Source organism: Streptomyces achromogenes (assembly GCF_030816715.1).
Taxonomy (GTDB): domain Bacteria; phylum Actinomycetota; class Actinomycetes; order Streptomycetales; family Streptomycetaceae; genus Streptomyces; species Streptomyces achromogenes_A.
Genome location: NZ_JAUSYH010000001.1, coordinates 9,130,264 through 9,146,418, shown reverse-complemented (window position 1 = coordinate 9,146,418; position 16,155 = coordinate 9,130,264). Strand labels below are relative to the sequence as shown.

The following is a 16,155-nucleotide window of genomic DNA, read 5'->3' as shown; positions in this document are numbered from 1 at the left end:
CGAGGGCGCCGGAATCCGGGGTCATTGAATTACGTTCACAATACAATACATTGGAGGAGCCGACGGAGGGCGAGCGGCCCACCCGGCGCGCAGAGGAGTTGCGGTGCGATACAGGAAAGAGCACAAGCAGGCCACCAGGCAGAGGATCATCGAGACGGCCGGCCGCCGCTTCAAGGAAGACGGCATCGACGGCTCGGGCATCACGGCGCTCATGAAGGACGCCGGGCTGACCAACGGCGCCTTCTACACCCACTTCACGTCCAAGGACGACCTGGTGGCCACCACGATCGCCGACCAGCTGCAGGCCCAGAACGCGAGCATCGTCGCGCACGCACAACCGGGCCGCGCCGGCCTCGAACAGATCGTGCGCTGGTACCTGTCCCCCTGGCACCGTGACAGCCGTGACGTCGGCTGCCCCTCCGCCGCCCTGCTCGACGAGATAGGGCGCTGCACACACCCCACCAAGCAGGCATACACCGAGGGCGTCCTGGCGGTCGCCGACGGCATCGCCGCGCGCCTGGCGCCGGGCGACCCGCTCTCGGTCCGCCCCATGGCACTCAGCTCCTACGCCATGATGGCCGGCACACTCCAGCTCTCCCGAGCCCTCGCCGACCCGCAGCTCGCCGACCAAGTCCTCGAACAGGGCATCCACAACGCCCTCGCCCTCCTGGGCATCGAACACGAAGGGGACACCAGGACGGCGCACTGACCGGCGTACACACAGACACTGCGGAGCGCGCGCCGCACCGCCCGCGCCGCGCCAACCCCTCACCTGCGGCGCGACACCCCTACGGGAAGAGGCGTCCACTCGACACCCGGAGCCTGCACGCGGACCCGTCCACCCTCTACGCCCAGGCACGACGCCGCGGGCGTCGTCCGCCACAAGGACCAGCCGGCCGGTCCGGGTTTCGTGGACTCGCCCAGGTGCCGCATCAGCTCGTCGTACAGGTCGAAGCGGACTGCCCATCGGGCTGCAGGCCATGGGCCCGAGCGGAGGCGATCTCACCACCATCGAATTCGCCCCGCTGCTCGGCCGGGAAGTAGACGGGTTCGTGCCGCCTCCGGCCCTCGTCCAGATCTGACCGCCCAACCCGGGGAACCAGGAAAACGACGCACACCACCCGACCCGCACGTGTCACGGCCGCCGCCGGATTCCGCCTGCCACTTCTCCAGAGCACACCGCGACCTCGTCAGCGACGACCGCATCGCACACGACGTCTTCGGCGCCGCAGCCAGCCGGATCGCGACCCAGCCAAGGTCGTGGCCAGGTCGTAGATCTCGTACAGGGCGATCCTGCCGGGCCCTCCTGTTCGGGGAAGCCCGGATACCCACCTGCTTGTGGTCACGCTGGGGGCGGCACTGACGGCCCGCGTTCTTGTAGACGCCTGGACCAAGGACATCTCGGCGTTGAGCTTCTCACATGCCTCCGAGAACCCCCGCCCCCGATCGCCCCGCACCAAAGGATCAGGGCCCTCGGAAGCTCGAGGGCGCGAAGCCGTCCGAGCACCCACGGGCCCTGTTGCCGCGTGACGAGCACATCCCGCTACATGTTGATCATGTGGCCGGCGAGGCCGTGGACGGCTTCCTTGACCGCTTCACCGAGGGTGGGGTGGGCATGGACGTTGCGGGCGACCTCGTGGACCGTGAGGTCCCACTGCTGGGCCAGGGTCAGCTCGGGCAGGAGTTCGGTGACGTCGGGGCCGATGAGGTGACCGCCGAGGAGCTCGCCGTACTTGGCGTCGCTGATCAGCTTCACGAACCCGGTCGCGTCGCCCAGGCCATGGGCCTTGGCGTTCGCGGTGAACGGGAACTTGGCGACCTGGACGTCGAAGCCCTTCTCCCGCGCCTGCGCCTCGGTGTAGCCGAAGCTGGCGATCTGCGGCTGGCAGAAGGTGGATCGCGGGATCATCACGTAGTCCAGCTCCATGGTCTCCGCGTCCGCGATCGTCTCGGCGGCGACCACGCCCATGGCCTCGGCGGCGTGCGCGAGCATCAGCTTCGCGGTGACGTCGCCGATGGCGTAGATGTGCGGGACCGAGGTGCGGCAACGGCCGTCGACATCGATCGCACCGCGCTCGGTGACCCTCACGCCGGTGTTCTCCAGGCCGTAGCCGGTGACGTTCGGCGCAAAGCCGATCGCCTGCAGGACCTTGTCCGCCTCCAGCACCTGCTGCGCGCCGTCCTTGCCGGTGACCGTGACACGGACCTGCGCGCCCGACTCGTCGATCGACTCGACCCGGGTCGAGGTGAGGACGTCGATGCCCAACTTCCGGTACTGCTTGGCCAGTTCGGCGGAGACCTCGGCGTCCTCCAGCGGGGCGACCCGGTCCAGGAACTCCACGATCGTGACCTTGACACCGTAGTTGTGCAGGACATACGCGAACTCGACGCCGATCGCGCCGGCACCGGCGATCACGATCGACTGCGGCAGGTCCTCGGCGAGGATCTGCTCCTCGAACGTCACCACGCGCGACGTACGGCGGGTGCCGGGCAGCAGCTTGGGGCTCGCCCCGGCAGCGATGATGCAGTGATCGAAACCGATGGTGCGGGTGTTGCCCTCGTAGTCGGCCACCTGGAGCGTGTGCGGGTCGAGGAACGTACCGCGACCGCTGATCTCCGTGATCTTGTTCTTCTTCATCAGGAAGTGGACGCCCTTGACCCGGCCGTCCGCGACCTTCCGGCTACGGCGGAAGGCCTCCCCGTAATCGAAGGAGACCTCCCCGTCCACCTTGATGCCGAAGGTCTTCGCCTCGCGCGTGAAGATGTGCGCGAGCTCGGCGTTGCGCAACAGGGCCTTGGTGGGGATACAGCCCACGTTCAGACAGACGCCGCCCCAGTACTTCTCTTCGACGACCGCGACACGTTTGCCCAGTTGGGCAGCCCGGATGGCGGCTACGTAGCCGCCGGGGCCCGCGCCGAGTACGACGACGTCGAAGCGCTCACCCTGCTCGTCCATGGACGGCTTCCTTTCCGCTGGGGCGACCGACTCCCGCGAGGGCCGATCGCTCCCGATCGAACGATCTGTTCATCAACACGTCGGCGGCGGCATCCGCCACCCCCCGCCAGGGGGAACCGGTGGAGGCGACCGTATGGTCCGCCATCTCGGCAGCGGCTTCCCGACGTCAGCTTCAGCGGCGCGGCACGGTGATCTATGCCCGCTCAGTCCTCATCGACGGCGGGCCGACGCCTCGTCGGCTTCGTGTACTCCGGCCTCGGCGGCACCGAGCCTGAGGTTGTCGAGGCCGAAGGCGGCGACCGGGCCGTGCGCGCCGGGCTTGAGAACGGCATCCGGCTGTGCCGCGCGGGCGGCGCCCCATGCCAGGAGGGATCCCGTCATCTCGTACGGATCGGGTCCGGTGAGCGCCGTCGTGGCCAGCGGTCGGCCCCGGCTGTCGCGGGCGACGGCGATCACCAGGGAACGGCCGTCGGGATCCGGCTCGCGCTGCGATCCCGGGAGCCGCTCGGACCACCGCTCCAGGGCGGCCCGCACCTTCGCCGAGCGCAGCAAGGGCGCCTGGACCGTGGCGGCGATCTGCACCGGGCGCGTCCACCGTCCGAACCACCCGAGGCCCACCTCGACGCTCTCCAACTGGGGGAAGACCTCCGGCAGTCCGAGATGCTCCGTGCCCGGGACGGTCATGGCCGCACGTTTCACGCCGCCGTAATAGAAGGTACGCACCCGCTTGCCGACGCGCTCGTCGACCACACGGGCGGTGGCCCAGGGCCGCGGGCTGCGGTGGGCGAACCCGTCCCCGGCCGCCGAAGCGACCAGCGTCTGACGTGTTCCTCCGGTGGTCAGGGTGTACGCGTCGCGCAGGGTGCTCCGGAAGAGCAGTTCGTCCGCGTGTCCGGAACGGGTGATGAAGTATCCGGTCTCCACATGCCGTGCCCGCTCGCCCGCCCGCGTCAGGGCGAGCGCGCCGGCGAGGTTGCCCGGCACGTAGTCGTAGCCGAACGCGGGTACGAGGGTCACTCCCCGGACGGCCGCGACGGCGTCCAGCTCAAGGAGGACGCGGCGGGCGAAGGCCCCCTCCCCCGTCGAGTCCAAGTAGTGAGCCCCCACCCGCGCGGCTGCCGTGACCGCGGCGATACCGAGCCGCATGAACGGGCCGATCGTGGAGACGACGACATCGCTGGGTTGCAGAAGGCGCGTGAGTTCGGCGGTCGAGGTGATGTCGACCTCGGCCACCGGCAGGTCCGCCTCGAAGCGGTCCGCCAAGGTCAGCATCCTGGTGCGGCTCCGCCCGGCCAAGGTCGGCTTCTCCCCTCGTGCGAGCAGTTCCCGGAGCACGCGCTGCCCGGTGTACCCCGTCGCACCCAGCAACACGACCCTGCGCTTTTCCACGGCTCCGCCTGCCTTCCGGAGGGCACTGTCACGATCGACTGACCCTCGGTCATTCACTGACCTCAGGTCATTGAATATACGATGGTTCGCATGCGAGGCCCAAACCGACGACAGATGTACGCGGAGCAGACCCGGGCGGACCTGGTGACGGCCGCACGGAAACTGTTCGTGGACAACGGGTTCGCCAACACGTCGGTCGAGGCCATCACCGGAGCGGCACAGGTGAGCAAGGGCACCTTCTACAGCCACTTCCCGGACAAGAAGGCGATGTTCGCCGGGCTCTACACCGAACTGCTACAGCAGGTCGGCGCCCTGAGCGACGCGACGTGCGAGGCGATCCGTGCGACAGGGCCGGACCAGCCCGCCCTGACCGCGGTCGCCGATCTCACGCACGCCTTCCTGCGGCGGACCATCGACGACCCCCTGCACCGGGAGCTGATGGCCCAGGCACCCTCGGTCCTGGGAGAGCAGTACCGGCACATCAACGACACCGTCGCCCAGCCACCCATCGAACGGCTGCTGACCGCTTTGGCCGAACGCGGTGAGCTGCAACCAGACGTTCCCGTCGCCACTGTCGCCAGACTGCTGCTGGCCGGCCTGTGCGAGGGCAACCAGATCATCGCCGCCGCAAGGAACAGAGAGGAAGCCCTGACCAGGACGTTCCATGCGCTCACCCTGCTGATGTCGGGCGTGGCGGCCGACAACATCAGCGCCCGCGGTTGATCTGAACCGGGGCCTGACGGACGGCGTCGGCGTATGACGACCCGCCTCGGCCGCGTGGCCTGTCGTCAGCGTGCTGCCTCGTCCTCGAACCCTAGCCGACCGCATGGGCCACCGGAGGAACATCATGTTCTTCGCGGCGAGATGCCGCATCGTCGCGTCGGCATTTCCGGCATTCGCCGGCTTCCTCAGCGGCAGTCCCGGCATGGGCGCAAGCGGCCTGTGCGCAGGAAGCTCTTACGGCATCGGCGTCCTCCCCGAGACCTCACACAGGGAACCCGACACCCAAGCTCTGACCACTCTGTTCAACTCCCTACTTCGCACACATCCGTTCGCCGCTCTTGATCGTGGGTGCTCTCCAAGGAGATCGCCGATGCGCTCATGGACAAAAACCCGCGCTAAACAGCCCTTGCGTCAGCCAGGAATGGCCGCAGATGCGCCAGCAGCGCTGTCGGCTGCTCCTCCGGGATGAAAGGCCGCACTCCGCGATCTCGGCACCGATGACGTCGTCCGCGTACTCGCGCCAGATTTCCAGCGTCGGCAGGCGGGAGGGCAGCCCCACGGAACCCCACAGCGCCAGCACCCGCATGGTGAGGCGCCGGCCCTCGGCGGCGTCGATGTCGTCGAGGGCGACGTCCTGCTCCATGGCGCGGTAGTCGTCGAAACTCGCGCGCAGGGCACCCGGACGGGAGAACGCCCGGACGTAGGCGTCGACTGCTTCGGGTGTCAGGCCGTGGCGGTTGTAGGTCCAGCGCTCGAAGAAGTACTCGAGATATCCGCGGATGTCGCGTCCCACGAGGCGCTCTGGAAGGTCGGGTTGCATGTGGAACAGCCAGTGCCAGTACCCGGAGGCGAGGGAGGCATCCAAGCGACGGAACATCTCCCGGGTGGGCACGATGTCGAGTACGGCCAGCCGCTCCACCTGCTCGGGGCGGTCCAGCGCCCAACGGTGCGCCACACGGGCGCCGCGGTCGTGCCCCACGACCGCGGCCTTCTCGAAGCCGAGCGCTTCAACGAGACCGGCGATGTCGGCAGCCATCCGCCGCTTGTCGTAACCGGCCGTGGGTTTGTCACTCAGGCCGTAGCCGCGCAGGTCGGGCGCCACGACAGTGTGGTCGGCCGCGAGATCCGCCAGCACCGGCCGCCAGCAGTCGGAGGTCTGCGGCCAGCCGTGGAGCAGCACGAGCAGGGGGCCGGATCCGGCTCGGACGTAGTGCAGGCGGACCCCGTCCACCTGCTTGACTCCGGTCGTCACTGTCGGCTGTCCCATCAACGCGCCTCCTCGGCACGACAAACCGTCTTATATCCGGCGGGTACGCGTCTGCGGTGCGGACGAATGCGCCCTGCGCTTCGTGGACCGCTCCCCCTGCCCGCAACCGCCGCTGGTGCTCCATGTCCCGCTGCGACAACCGCACAAAGGTCCGTCTCCACCAGGCCGGGCCAGGCGGAGTGTGAGTACACCCCGGCAGACTGACCCCCTCGAGCTCCTGGCGCCACCGCGCTCAGGTCACTCGGCGGGCCTCAGACGAAAGGCGGGGCCTGGGATGCTCTCGATGTCTTCCGGCTCTACGGCGTGGCCCCGGTCGCAGCGGATCTGGGCGTCGACGTGCGCGCCGCATCCACGGTGCAGGGACAGCATGGCCGGGCCCTCGGGGTCGGCGCGGTAGCGGTCACCCCACTGCAGGAGCCCCATCACGGCCGGGACCAGATCCGCACCCTTGGGCGTGATCACGTACTTCGGCCGGCTCCGCGAGCCCGGCTCCTTGTAGGCCTCGGCGGCCAGGATCCCTTCCTCCACCAGCATCTTGAGCCGCGCCGCGAGGAGGTTGCGAGGACAGCCCAGAACACGTTCGAACTCACTGAAACGGGATGATCCGTACCAGACCTCGCGCAGGATCAGGATCGTCCACTTCTCACCCACGACCTCAAGGGTCCGGGCGATCGAGCAGTTCGACGTGTCCCGGTCCAGGCGGGGGTCCCTGCCGGCGTCCTGAAGAGTTTCGGTCCTCGCATCCATGCAGTGATACTAACCTCTTCTGAGTTTACTTTTCTATACTCAGCCAGTAGCGTCATGACCAGCAGCTCCCCCGGCCGCACGCGAGAAACGGGGCGCACAAGGGGACCTGCCCGAAGCATCACATCGAGCACCGAAACACCCACACAGAAAGGCGGCCGGCATGAAGGCCTTCGTCGTCGAGAAGTACGGCAAGGACGGCGTACGCGCCGCGGAGGTACCCGAGCCCGCCGTCGGGGACCGCGACGTCCTGGTCAGAGTGAGCGCCGCCGGCATCAACCCGCTGGACAAGATGGTCCGCAACGGGGAGTTCAAGCAGCTCCTGAAGTACAAGCGCCCGTTCGTGCTCGGCCACGACGTGGCGGGCGTTGTGACGCGGGTCGGTTCCGCCGTCCGCGGCTTCGAGGTCGGCGACGAGGTCTACGCCCGTCCGCGCGACCTGCGCGTGGGAGGCTTCGCGGAGTTCATCGCGATCGACGTCGACGATGTCGCGCCCAAGCCGGCCTCGCTGTCCCTGGAGGAGGCGGCCGCGGTGCCGCTGGTGGCCCTGACCGCCTGGCAGGTCCTCGTCGACCGCGCGCACGTGAAGCCGGGGCAGAAGGTACTCATCCACGCCGGAGCCGGAGGCCTGGGGTCGACGGTCATCCAGCTCGCCAAGCACCTCGGCGCCACGGTGGCGACCACCGCGAACCCCAGGAACGAGGAGCTGGTCAGGAGCCTCGGCGCCGACCTCGTCGTCGACTACACCACGGAGGACTTCTCGAAGGTGCTGTCCGGCTACGACCTGGTGCTGGACTCCGTGGGCGGGGCGAACCTGGAGAAGTCGCTGACCGTGCTGAAGCCCGGCGGTCTGGCCGTCAGCGTTGTCGGCCCGCCCGACGCCGGTTTCGCCAGGCAGCTCGGCGCCCCCTCCGTCCTGGGCCTGGTCATGAACACCCTCAGCCGCAAGGTCCGCAAGCGGGCCAAGGCGCTGGGCGTGCGCTACGAGTTCCTCTTCATGCAGGCCAACGGCTCCCAACTGCGCAAACTCAGCGCCCTCTACGACAGCGGGAAACTCCGCCCGGTCATCGACAGCACTTTCCCCTTCGACCAGACCCTCGAGGCGATGGCATATGTCGAGCAGGGCCGCACCAAGGCCGGCAAGGTCGTGGTCTCCATGGTCCCCGGCACCGACTGAGACGCGGCCGGCAACAGCCCCTCCGTTCCGGCACGGTCATCACAGGACGGACGGCATCGTCCGCCCGCCGAGCGACGCACGTTGCCAGGTGGGAGCGCGGTCCCTGTCGACCAGGGCGGCGCGGACGCCCTCCAGGAAGTCCGGCGTGCGGATGGTCGTGCGCGTGAGGGCGAGTTCGGCCTCCAGGCACTCGTGCAAGGTGCGCTGCCTGCCCCGGGCCAACAAGGCATGGGTGATCTCCAGGCTCTGCGGCGAGGCGGACTCCAGGGCACCCAACGCGGCTGCCGCCCAAGGGGTGTCGCGTTGGCGCAGGCGTTTGTCGATCTCGCCGAGGGTCGGCGCGCCGAAAGCCCAGTCCACGTCCCCGCGTACCTCCGCCAGCCTGCTCTGCGCCACCGGGGATCGGCCGGCGAGACGGTTCAGGACGACGTCGACCGGCTCGTCGGGGCTGTCGGCCAGGGCTTCCCCGACCGTGTCCAGCTGGTCCGAGGGAACGAAATGCGTGGCCAGCCCCGCGTACAGGGCATCGGCCGCGTCGATCCGCTGCCCGGTCAGCCCCAGGTACATGCCGATCGCTCCGGGCAGCGTCGGCAGGAAGTAGCTCGCCCCGATGTCCGGGAAGAACCCGATCCCGGTCTCGGGCATCGCCAGCACCGCGCGCTCGGTGACGACACGGAAGCCGCCGTGGACCGACAGCCCCAGACCGCCGCCCATGCACAGGCCGTCGATGAGCGACACAACCGGCACGGGATACCCGGCGATCCGGGCGTTGAGCCGGTACTCGGAGGCGAAGAACCGCTCACTGGCCTCGACATCGCCCGCGAGGCTGTGCTCGCGGATCGTCCGGATGTCCCCACCGGCGCAGAACGCCTTCGTGCTGGTACTGGCGAGCACCACAGCGGACAGCGGTGCCTGCTCCCATGAGGCGAGCGCACGGTCGATGGCGGCGACCATGTCCGTGGTCAGGGCGTTGAGCGCCTTGGGCCGGTTCAACAGGATGCGGCCGACGCCCCGGTAGACGTCGGCGAGAACCTCGCCCGCAGCGGTGTCAGGCATGGCTCGTCATCTCGTCCCCGCGGACCTGGCTGTCGTGGCCATCACGTTCCTTGACTCGGCGTCGGCGCCGCGGGCTTGAGGGGTAGGCACCAGGCACCTCAAGATCCTTGCACAAGGCGCGGAGCGCCTCGACGAGCTTACCGGCGGCCACGGCGGGGCTGCGGCACCGCCTTCGCCCCCCCGCCCTGGGACGCGTTCGCCGCCGGTACCCCAAGCTCCAGGTCGAACTCATCACCGCGACACGGCAGCTCGCCCTGCGCCCGTCCGGTTTCGATCCTGCTCTCGTCATCGGCGTTCCCTCCAGCAGCCGCCTTGTGACCGAGCACCTCACCGACTGCACGACCTCGCACTGGATCAGAGCGGACCACCTCTCACCCCCGGCCTCCAGGGCCCGGGGCGATTGCGCCGTTGGACGTCCCCGGTCGAGATGGGGCCCATCTCCGATGCCCTGAAGGGCCTCCTCGCATCCATGAGGCTGATATCACCCCATCTGAGTTTACTTTTCTATACTCAGCCAGTAGCGTCATGACCGGCACATCGACCCGGCTGCCGCAGGGGAACCCGGCACGGCACCCGCCCGAGAAGGAGCACCACCATGGGAGTAACTGGCTCTAACAAAAGCTATTGATCATGTGACTGTCGGCCTGCTGGATCGTTGGTGTGGCCGTGAGGAAGAGACAGTCGAGGCCGTGGATCGTCTCGGATGAACTGTGGTCGCTCATCGAGCCGTTACTGCCAGAGCCTGGGCCAAAGCAGGTCGAGGGCCGGCCGAGGGTGCCGGACCGGCAGACGCTGTGCGGGATCCTGTTCGTCCTGCATACCGGCATCCAGTGGGAGTACCTGCCGCAGGAACTGGGCTTCGGCTCCGGCATGACCTGCTGGCGGCGCCTGGCTGCCTGGAACGAGGCCGGCGTCTGGGACCAACTGCACGCGCTTCTGCTGAAGAAGCTGCGGTCGAAGAACCAGCTCGACTGGTCGAGGGCGGTGATCGACTCCTCCCACGTCCGGGCCGCACGCCGGGGCCCAAAAGCGGTCCCAGCCCGGTCGACCGCGCACGGCCGGGCAGCAAGCACCACGTCATCACCGACGGCCAGGGCATCCCGCTCGCGGTGTCCCTGACCGGCGGAAACCGCAACGACGTCACCCAACTCCTGCCCCTGCTCGACAAGATCCCAGCAGTGGCCGGCACCGTTGGACGACCCCGTCGACGGCCCGACACGCTGTTCGCGGACCGCGGCTACGACCACGACAAGTACCGCCGACTCCTGCGCGAGCGAGGCATCCGCCCGGCGATCGCCGAACGCGGTCAGCCGCACGGCACCGGCCTGGGCACCTTCCGGTGGGTGGTCGAACGCACCATCTCCTGGCTGCACGGCTTCCGCCGCTTGCGCATCCGATGGGAACGACGCGACGACATCCACGAAGCCTTCCTCGGTCTCGCCACCTGCCTCATCACCCACCGACACGTCCAACGCCTTTGTTAGGGCCTCTAAGGAGGAGGTCGCACGCCGCTAGGGCGTCCTGACCTCCTGGACGTGCTGAAGAACGCCGAAGTCCTGAGCGGTTTCACTGCGTCGACCTGGGACCGGCCGCCGCCGTATCCCGCCCCCGCAGCCCGGCGGATGCCACCGATTGCTCGCGGACGGAGAAGCGAGAAGAACTTCCAGGACCTCACCGACCTCGGATGAACGTGGGCGCGTCGCGGACCTCGGTCTGACACGCTCCTGCGCAGCGCGGGACCGTGCGGCGATCGTCGGGCACGTCGCACCGCACGTCCAAGTGGAGGCGGGCCGGAAGCCCCGGCCCGCCCACCGCAGCGTCAGGCCTTCAGCGCTTCGCTGAGGGTCGAAGGCTTGAGTCCGAAGGTGTCGCGGATATCGCTGTCGTCCACGATGAACGGACGCTCGGACATGTAACTCATCTCGGCGAACTCCCGCCACAGTGGATCGGTGAAAGCCAGCAGTGTCAGGTCCCGTTCGGTGAGCGGCTCCAACCGCGGTTCGGGCGTTCCGTGGAGTTCGGCGAGGCCGGTCGCGGCCTGGCGCAGGGTTGTGGTGATGACCGGGGCGTGCCAGGCCCGGCCCCAGGTCCGCTCGTCGCCGCTGACCGCCACCAGTGCCGCTGCGACGTCCTCGGTGTACGAAAACGAATGCGCCGTATCGGGGTTGCCATGGACGAGAGCCAGTTCACCTTCGCGGACCCGAGGCGCGACCAGCAGCGTGAACGCCGAGACTGCGCCTGGGCCCAGGTACTGGCCAACTCGCACTTCCGTGGCCCGCAGCCGCCCTTCGTCGTGGGCATCCTTGGCCTGCCGCCACAGCTCGGCCCTCACTCGGCCCTTTCGGGTGTTCGGGACCATCGGGGTGCGCTCGGTGACTGGCCCGGTGGTCTGCTGATAGCCGTAGTGGTTACCGAGCATCACGTAGTCGGCCCCGGCCCGCTCGGTCGCGGCGAGGATCGAAGCGAACAACGGTGGCATGGTCTCTGGCCAAGTCTGGTAGGCGGTCATGGCGGCGTTGAAGACCGTGGTCGCTCCGGCCAGTGCCTCGGCCAGTTCGTCGGTCCGGCCCGCGTCCAGGGCGATCCGTTCGATGCCGGGGTGGTCAGGGCCGCTGCCGCTGCGGGTAATGAGGCGGACCCGCTTGCCGCTGTCGGCCAGTTGCCTGGCGGTCGCGACCCCTGTCGCGCCTGCCCCGATGACGACTGATTCAGCCATGACGTTGTCTCCGTTATCCGTCAAAAATGGAACGCTTCCCTGAAGAGGGAAACGTGGTTCGCGGGGCCCCGACCGCTTGGCCAACTGTGCCGTGCGGCCGCAGGGTAGGGTCAGTGGCCTGAAAGCCACGAGATCCAAGGATCTAGCCATGCATCGTGTCGCCGTGCTGGCCGTCCCCGCGGTAAGCCCTTCGACCTGTCCATGCCGTCGACGCTGCTCGGCGCCGCCGAACTCGAGGGACACCCCGGCTACGAGGTGACGGTGTGCACCGCCATGCCCGGTACAGTCGCCGCCTCCGGTGGCATCGAGGTGGTGATCCGGCACGGCCTTCAGGCGGTCGCGGAGGCGGACACAGTGATCGTCCCCTCAACCGCCAGCCGGCACGACGCCGAGCCAGCCGCGCTGGATGCCCTGCGGGAGGCGGCCGCCGCAGGCAAGCGCGTTGCCTCGATCTGCAGCGGCGCCTTCGTCCTCGCACAGGCCGGGCTCCTCGACGGCCGCGCTGCCACCACCCACTGGGCCCTGGCCGAAGAACTGCAGCGCGCCTTCCCTTCGGTGCGCGTGGACGCCGACCGGCTGTTCGCCGAGGACGGACCGATCGTCACCGGTGCCGGCTCGGCCGCCGGGATTGACCTGTGCCTGCACCTAATCAGCTCTGACTACGGCGCGGCCGTGGCCAACACGGCGGCCCGCGCCGCCGTCGTCACCCCGGTGCGCCACGGCGGGCAGGCGCAGTTCGTACAGACCCCACTACCGGCCAAGACCGACTCCTCACTAGACGCCGCCCGCATCTGGGCACTGCAGCATTTGGACCAGCCGATCTCTCTAAAAGACCTGGCCGGTCAGGCCAAGGTCAGTGTGCGGACCCTGACCCGCCGCTTCACAACCGAGACTGGTGTGACCCCCTTCCAATGGCTGCTCCAGCAGCGACTGCTCCGGGCCCGCGAACTTCTGGAGACCACCGATCTCACCGTCGACCACGTGGCCCGCCGCAGCGGCCTTGGCTCTGGCGAGTCGCTCCGCCAGCACCTGAGCCGCCAGATCGGCATGACCCCGGCCGCATACCGAGGCGCCTTCACTCACCGCCCGAGTGTGAAGACTGGTCAGTGACCGCACGTGGCGGCCATGTCCGGCATGGAGCGCGTACATCCGCGACCGCGCCCTCGAAGACCATGAGTCCGCCCGCAAGCGCGGCAAGACCATCAGCGAAGCTGGCGTCACCGACGAGGACATGCTGGCCATGGCCCTCACCACCGGCACGAAGAAGGGCCAAGCACCCCTCGCCCGCCACTGCGCGAGCACGACGAGAAAGCCACCACGGCGGCGAGCGCGTGATCACCCTCTCCTTTGCGGCTGGTGTCTGGGCTATAGGACTCCGAGGCCAAGTCGGGCGGGGTGTCATCCCTCGCAGGCCGCGCCTTCGTCTGGGGCCCGGCTGCGCGGCGGCAACATCAGCCCCAGAAGGACATGTCCACCACACAAAAGAGCAGATCAGACCCCACGAATCACTGCTGAGCTGCCCATAAGCCAGTGGGCCGGCCTGTTCTCCACGTCCTTCCCGGCGAGGATGCAGGTCGTCCAGGGCTGGCGGATCGTGATGCCCCGGATCCAGGTGCCCGGGTCGGCGGTGGTGGTTTCGCTCATGCCGCCCGCCCCAGGGTGCTGGTGCCCGGCCGTCCGGCGCGGCGGCCGTTGATGGACGGCACCGTGGCGTGTTGCGGCCCGGCGAGGACCGCGCGGCCGGTGTGCTTGCCTGCGTACATCGCGGCGTTTCTTCCGCCAGTTCGAGTTGCTACTGCCCTTCGTCGGGTGGGGCTGACCTGCTGACACGTCTGGCATCGTGACAACAGCACTGTTGCAGGCGCATCATCCCGTTGCGCTGATTCCGCTGCGAGAATGTGCTTCATGGTCAGCGTCGAAGAGTGGATCCAGGCCCGGAGAGGCTTGCGATCGGGACAGAGGCTTTCGGGGACGGTAACCGCGGTCCCGAATCCGGGTGCGACGGGGATCTTCATTGACATCGGCCTTACGGTTGTAGGGTTCGTCGACGTGCTGCTACTTCCGGCCGCCGCGGAGCGCTGGCCGACGGTAGGGACCGTGGCGGAGTTCGAGGTCTGGTGGGCCGATGCGCGGCCGCAGGTGCGACTCAAGCCCGTAGAGCGCCAGTTCCTGCGCGAGGACTTCGACGAGTGGCTGGCCCAGTGGCGGCCGGGCTGGCCTGAGAACGTGCCCGTGGACCAGGCGTGGGTTGAAGCGGATGTGGCGACTCGGCGGGATGCCGGCGAGGTCGAGGAAACGCTGTGTGCGGCCGGATGGATGCCAGGGCGACGCGTCCCGATTCAGCAGTGGCGCGAGATGCTGGAGGCAACTGAACTGGTCCGGATGCATGAGGCCGCCGAACGATTCTTGACTGAGTTCGGAGGCTTGGACGTACAGATCAGCGGGCCAGGCATCACCTGCGCCAGGGCGCCCTTCACCTTTGATCCCGAACTCGCGGTGGGCGAGGAGGATCGATTCGCAGACTGGAGCTCGACGGTTGGGCGGGACATCTTCCCCATCGGTGAGCTCGACGAGGGCCGGTTTTTCCTCGGTATCGACGAGACCGGCGAGATCTACCTGATCGAGACCTGGGTAGCGACGTTCGGCCCGGTCCGGGAAGCGCTGGAGAAGCTCGTCCTGGGCGTTTCCCCACGGCGCATCGGTTGAGGTAAGTCACCGTCGCATGTCGCGCAACAGCAGTGTTGCTCTGAACCAGGGTCTTCCAGTGCTTGTCAGGGCATGTGCTGCGGCTGCCGCGGCATGGCTCGGATCTTGGTCGCGTCAGCGTCTCGGCCTGAGAGGGCCGCGTTCTCCAGGGACAGCAGGTTCAAGGTGGTCGCGTAGAGCTGAAGACGCGCTTCCAAGATCCTGCAGTGGGCCTGCAGCTCCTTGTGCTTCTTCTTCAGCTCCTCGAAGGCGTCCGAGGAATGGACGTTCGAAGTCCTCTTCGTCTCCAGCTCGATGGCCTTGGTCTGAAAGAGCTGTCGGAGATCGGCATGCTGGTGAGTCAGATGCCAGCGTTTGACGTTTGCTTCAATAGCCAACTGAGAAACGTTGAGCCGTCCGTTCGACCCTGAAGGATGCCGGCGAAGAGCCGGTTCATCGCGCCGATGATTGCCCGACGAGTTGGGTCCTGCTCGTTGTCGAGCGGAATGCTGTTCACGTGCTCGCCACCCCTCGCTCATGGTTGCTGATGATCGACATGAGGCGGTCGAGTTCACGCCGCTCGCGTTCGTGGCGGATGGGTGGTGCCAGTGGATCAGCGACGATGTCAGCGGCGCTGTCACGTTGTTGAGTGGGCGGTGTCTGATGGTGCGTCGCAGCGTGGTGGAGCCCAGTTTCGGGCTGTACTCAGGCCGCGGTGGCAAGGCCGGTAACGCCGGTGAGCTCCCAGATTGCGAAGCGGACGGTCATCTCGGCTCGGTGGGCGGCAGCGGTCATCAGGTGGCGGCGGGGCCGGAAGTGGGGCGAGATGCCGCTGAACGCGGACAGGAACCGCTGGGCCCCGCCCACTGAGCGGAAGCCCTTCATCGCTCCTTCGCGTTGTCTGGTGGGCTGGTGGCTGTTCTCGGCCCGGTTGTTGAGGTACTTCGACTGTCGGTGCTCGATGCAGGGCATGACCTCGCGGTGGGCGGCACTGTAGGAGCGGAGCTTGTCGGTGACGATGACCCGCGGCACCGCACCGGTCCTCTTCATCAGTCTGCGGAAGAAGCGCCTGGCCGCGGCCTTGTCCCGCCGGTTCTGCACCAGGATGTCCAGCACGTTGCCGTCCTGGTCGACGACCCGCCACAGGTACTTCTGTTCTCCATTGATCTTGACGAAGACCTCGTCCAGGTGCCATTTGTCACCAGGCTGAGGCTGTCGGCGGCGCAGCGCGCCTGCGTAGGTCTGCCCGAACTTGGCGCACCAGCGGCGGATCGTCTCGTAGGAGACGACGATCCCACGCTCGAGCATGAGCTCCTCGACCTCGCGGAATGACAGCGGGAAGCGGTGGTAAAGCCACACACAGTGGGAGATGACCTCGACCGGGTACCGGTGCCCCTTGTACGACGGCGACACGGCCCCCACAGACAGCCCCTTCCAGCACG

Annotated in this window: 16 protein-coding genes and 2 pseudogenes; 8 read left to right on the top strand and 10 right to left on the bottom strand. The window is 68.1% G+C overall.

Going from position 1 to position 16,155, the window contains the following annotated elements; translation table 11 throughout:
• The first annotated feature begins 103 nt into the window (after positions 1 to 103).
• Positions 104 to 709 (top strand): TetR/AcrR family transcriptional regulator, encoded by a 606-nt coding sequence (locus QF032_RS40390; RefSeq protein ID WP_307038895.1) that lies wholly within the window; start codon positions 104 to 106, stop codon positions 707 to 709.
• Between the two features lie 834 nt (positions 710 to 1,543).
• Here the strand turns inward: QF032_RS40390 and lpdA are convergent.
• Both lpdA and QF032_RS40380 read right to left on the bottom strand, forming a co-directional pair.
• Positions 1,544 to 2,956 carry a dihydrolipoyl dehydrogenase gene (lpdA, locus tag QF032_RS40385; RefSeq protein WP_307038896.1) on the bottom strand — a complete coding sequence of 471 codons (1,413 nt, stop codon included), beginning with the start codon at positions 2,954 to 2,956 and terminating at the stop codon, positions 1,544 to 1,546.
• 210 nt (positions 2,957 to 3,166) lie between these two features.
• The gene (locus tag QF032_RS40380) at positions 3,167 to 4,345 is read right to left on the bottom strand and encodes a saccharopine dehydrogenase NADP-binding domain-containing protein (protein WP_307060116.1); all 1,179 of its coding nucleotides are present in this window, start codon (positions 4,343 to 4,345) and stop codon (positions 3,167 to 3,169) included.
• A gap of 90 nt (positions 4,346 to 4,435) precedes the next feature.
• On the opposite strand from QF032_RS40380, the gene QF032_RS40375 reads away from it, so the two are divergent.
• Entirely contained in the window at positions 4,436 to 5,068 is a 633-nt protein-coding gene (locus QF032_RS40375; RefSeq protein ID WP_307038900.1) for a TetR/AcrR family transcriptional regulator, read from the top strand.
• Positions 5,069 to 5,444: 376 nt separating this feature from the next.
• On the opposite strand, the gene QF032_RS40370 is transcribed toward QF032_RS40375, so the two are convergent.
• The gene (locus tag QF032_RS40370; RefSeq protein ID WP_307038903.1) at positions 5,445 to 6,335 is read right to left on the bottom strand and encodes an alpha/beta fold hydrolase; all 891 of its coding nucleotides are present in this window, start codon (positions 6,333 to 6,335) and stop codon (positions 5,445 to 5,447) included.
• A gap of 122 nt (positions 6,336 to 6,457) precedes the next feature.
• Here QF032_RS40370 and QF032_RS40840 point away from each other — a divergent pair, with 122 nt between their 5' ends.
• Positions 6,458 to 6,520, top strand: coding sequence for a hypothetical protein (locus QF032_RS40840; RefSeq protein WP_373430518.1), 63 nt, complete (start codon positions 6,458 to 6,460; stop codon positions 6,518 to 6,520).
• 52 nt (positions 6,521 to 6,572) lie between these two features.
• Here QF032_RS40840 and QF032_RS40360 read toward each other — a convergent pair whose 3' ends face one another.
• Positions 6,573 to 7,082 carry a winged helix-turn-helix transcriptional regulator gene (locus tag QF032_RS40360; RefSeq protein WP_307038905.1) on the bottom strand — a complete coding sequence of 170 codons (510 nt, stop codon included), beginning with the start codon at positions 7,080 to 7,082 and terminating at the stop codon, positions 6,573 to 6,575.
• Between the two features lie 160 nt (positions 7,083 to 7,242).
• On the opposite strand from QF032_RS40360, the gene QF032_RS40355 reads away from it, so the two are divergent.
• On the top strand, positions 7,243 to 8,256 hold the full coding sequence (locus QF032_RS40355; protein ID WP_307038907.1) for an NADP-dependent oxidoreductase: 1,014 nt from the start codon (positions 7,243 to 7,245) through the stop codon (positions 8,254 to 8,256).
• A 39-nt stretch (positions 8,257 to 8,295) separates the two neighbouring features.
• Here the strand turns inward: QF032_RS40355 and QF032_RS40350 are convergent, their stop codons facing one another.
• Positions 8,296 to 9,312 (bottom strand): enoyl-CoA hydratase/isomerase family protein, encoded by a 1,017-nt coding sequence (locus tag QF032_RS40350; protein ID WP_307060114.1) that lies wholly within the window; start codon positions 9,310 to 9,312, stop codon positions 8,296 to 8,298.
• 107 nt (positions 9,313 to 9,419) lie between these two features.
• Here QF032_RS40350 and QF032_RS40835 point away from each other — a divergent pair, with 107 nt between their 5' ends.
• Together QF032_RS40835 and QF032_RS40345 are read left to right on the top strand one after the other, a co-directional pair.
• Positions 9,420 to 9,764: a LysR substrate-binding domain-containing protein gene (locus QF032_RS40835; RefSeq protein ID WP_373430455.1), complete on the top strand. Its 345-nt coding sequence runs from the start codon at positions 9,420 to 9,422 to the stop codon at positions 9,762 to 9,764.
• A 208-nt stretch (positions 9,765 to 9,972) separates the two neighbouring features.
• Positions 9,973 to 10,796: pseudogene (locus tag QF032_RS40345) on the top strand (IS5 family transposase).
• A gap of 335 nt (positions 10,797 to 11,131) precedes the next feature.
• Here QF032_RS40345 and QF032_RS40340 read toward each other — a convergent pair.
• Positions 11,132 to 12,028, bottom strand: coding sequence for an NAD-dependent epimerase/dehydratase family protein (locus QF032_RS40340; RefSeq protein WP_307060110.1), 897 nt, complete (start codon positions 12,026 to 12,028; stop codon positions 11,132 to 11,134).
• A gap of 201 nt (positions 12,029 to 12,229) precedes the next feature.
• Between QF032_RS40340 and QF032_RS40335 the strand changes: the two genes are divergently transcribed.
• Positions 12,230 to 13,138, top strand: coding sequence for a GlxA family transcriptional regulator (locus QF032_RS40335; protein ID WP_307060108.1), 909 nt, complete (start codon positions 12,230 to 12,232; stop codon positions 13,136 to 13,138).
• Between the two features lie 381 nt (positions 13,139 to 13,519).
• Here QF032_RS40335 and QF032_RS40330 read toward each other — a convergent pair whose 3' ends face one another.
• Both QF032_RS40330 and QF032_RS40325 read right to left on the bottom strand, forming a co-directional pair.
• Positions 13,520 to 13,672, bottom strand: a complete 153-nt coding sequence (locus tag QF032_RS40330; RefSeq protein ID WP_307050559.1) for a hypothetical protein — start codon at positions 13,670 to 13,672, stop codon at positions 13,520 to 13,522.
• A pseudogene (locus tag QF032_RS40325) lies at positions 13,669 to 13,800 on the bottom strand (GGDEF domain-containing protein); the annotation flags it as partial. The gene QF032_RS40330 and the pseudogene QF032_RS40325, both read right to left, overlap by 4 nt.
• 133 nt (positions 13,801 to 13,933) lie before the next feature.
• Here QF032_RS40325 and QF032_RS40320 point away from each other — a divergent pair.
• Entirely contained in the window at positions 13,934 to 14,734 is an 801-nt protein-coding gene (locus tag QF032_RS40320) for an SUKH-3 domain-containing protein (RefSeq protein WP_307060106.1), read from the top strand.
• 65 nt (positions 14,735 to 14,799) lie between these two features.
• Here QF032_RS40320 and QF032_RS40315 read toward each other — a convergent pair whose 3' ends face one another.
• Positions 14,800 to 15,111, bottom strand: coding sequence for a hypothetical protein (locus tag QF032_RS40315; protein ID WP_307060105.1), 312 nt, complete (start codon positions 15,109 to 15,111; stop codon positions 14,800 to 14,802).
• Positions 15,112 to 15,418: 307 nt separating this feature from the next.
• Entirely contained in the window at positions 15,419 to 16,135 is a 717-nt protein-coding gene (locus QF032_RS40310; protein ID WP_307060102.1) for an IS6 family transposase, read from the bottom strand.
• Positions 16,136 to 16,155: the final 20 nt, after the last annotated feature.

Bases quoted from the DNA above. Each gene is read 5' to 3' on its own strand.
- lpdA (WP_307038896.1), bottom strand. From the start codon at position 2,956: ATGGACGAGCAGGGTGAGCGCTTCGACGTCGTCGTACTCGGCGCGGGC.
- QF032_RS40375 (WP_307038900.1), top strand. From the start codon at position 4,436: ATGCGAGGCCCAAACCGACGACAGATGTACGCGGAGCAGACCCGGGCG.
- QF032_RS40370 (WP_307038903.1), bottom strand. From the start codon at position 6,335: ATGGGACAGCCGACAGTGACGACCGGAGTCAAGCAGGTGGACGGGGTC.
- QF032_RS40360 (WP_307038905.1), bottom strand. From the start codon at position 7,082: ATGGATGCGAGGACCGAAACTCTTCAGGACGCCGGCAGGGACCCCCGC.
- QF032_RS40355 (WP_307038907.1), top strand. From the start codon at position 7,243: ATGAAGGCCTTCGTCGTCGAGAAGTACGGCAAGGACGGCGTACGCGCC.
- QF032_RS40350 (WP_307060114.1), bottom strand. From the start codon at position 9,312: ATGCCTGACACCGCTGCGGGCGAGGTTCTCGCCGACGTCTACCGGGGC.
- QF032_RS40340 (WP_307060110.1), bottom strand. From the start codon at position 12,028: ATGGCTGAATCAGTCGTCATCGGGGCAGGCGCGACAGGGGTCGCGACC.
- QF032_RS40335 (WP_307060108.1), top strand. From the start codon at position 12,230: ATGCCGTCGACGCTGCTCGGCGCCGCCGAACTCGAGGGACACCCCGGC.
- QF032_RS40330 (WP_307050559.1), bottom strand. From the start codon at position 13,672: ATGAGCGAAACCACCACCGCCGACCCGGGCACCTGGATCCGGGGCATC.
- QF032_RS40320 (WP_307060106.1), top strand. From the start codon at position 13,934: ATGGTCAGCGTCGAAGAGTGGATCCAGGCCCGGAGAGGCTTGCGATCG.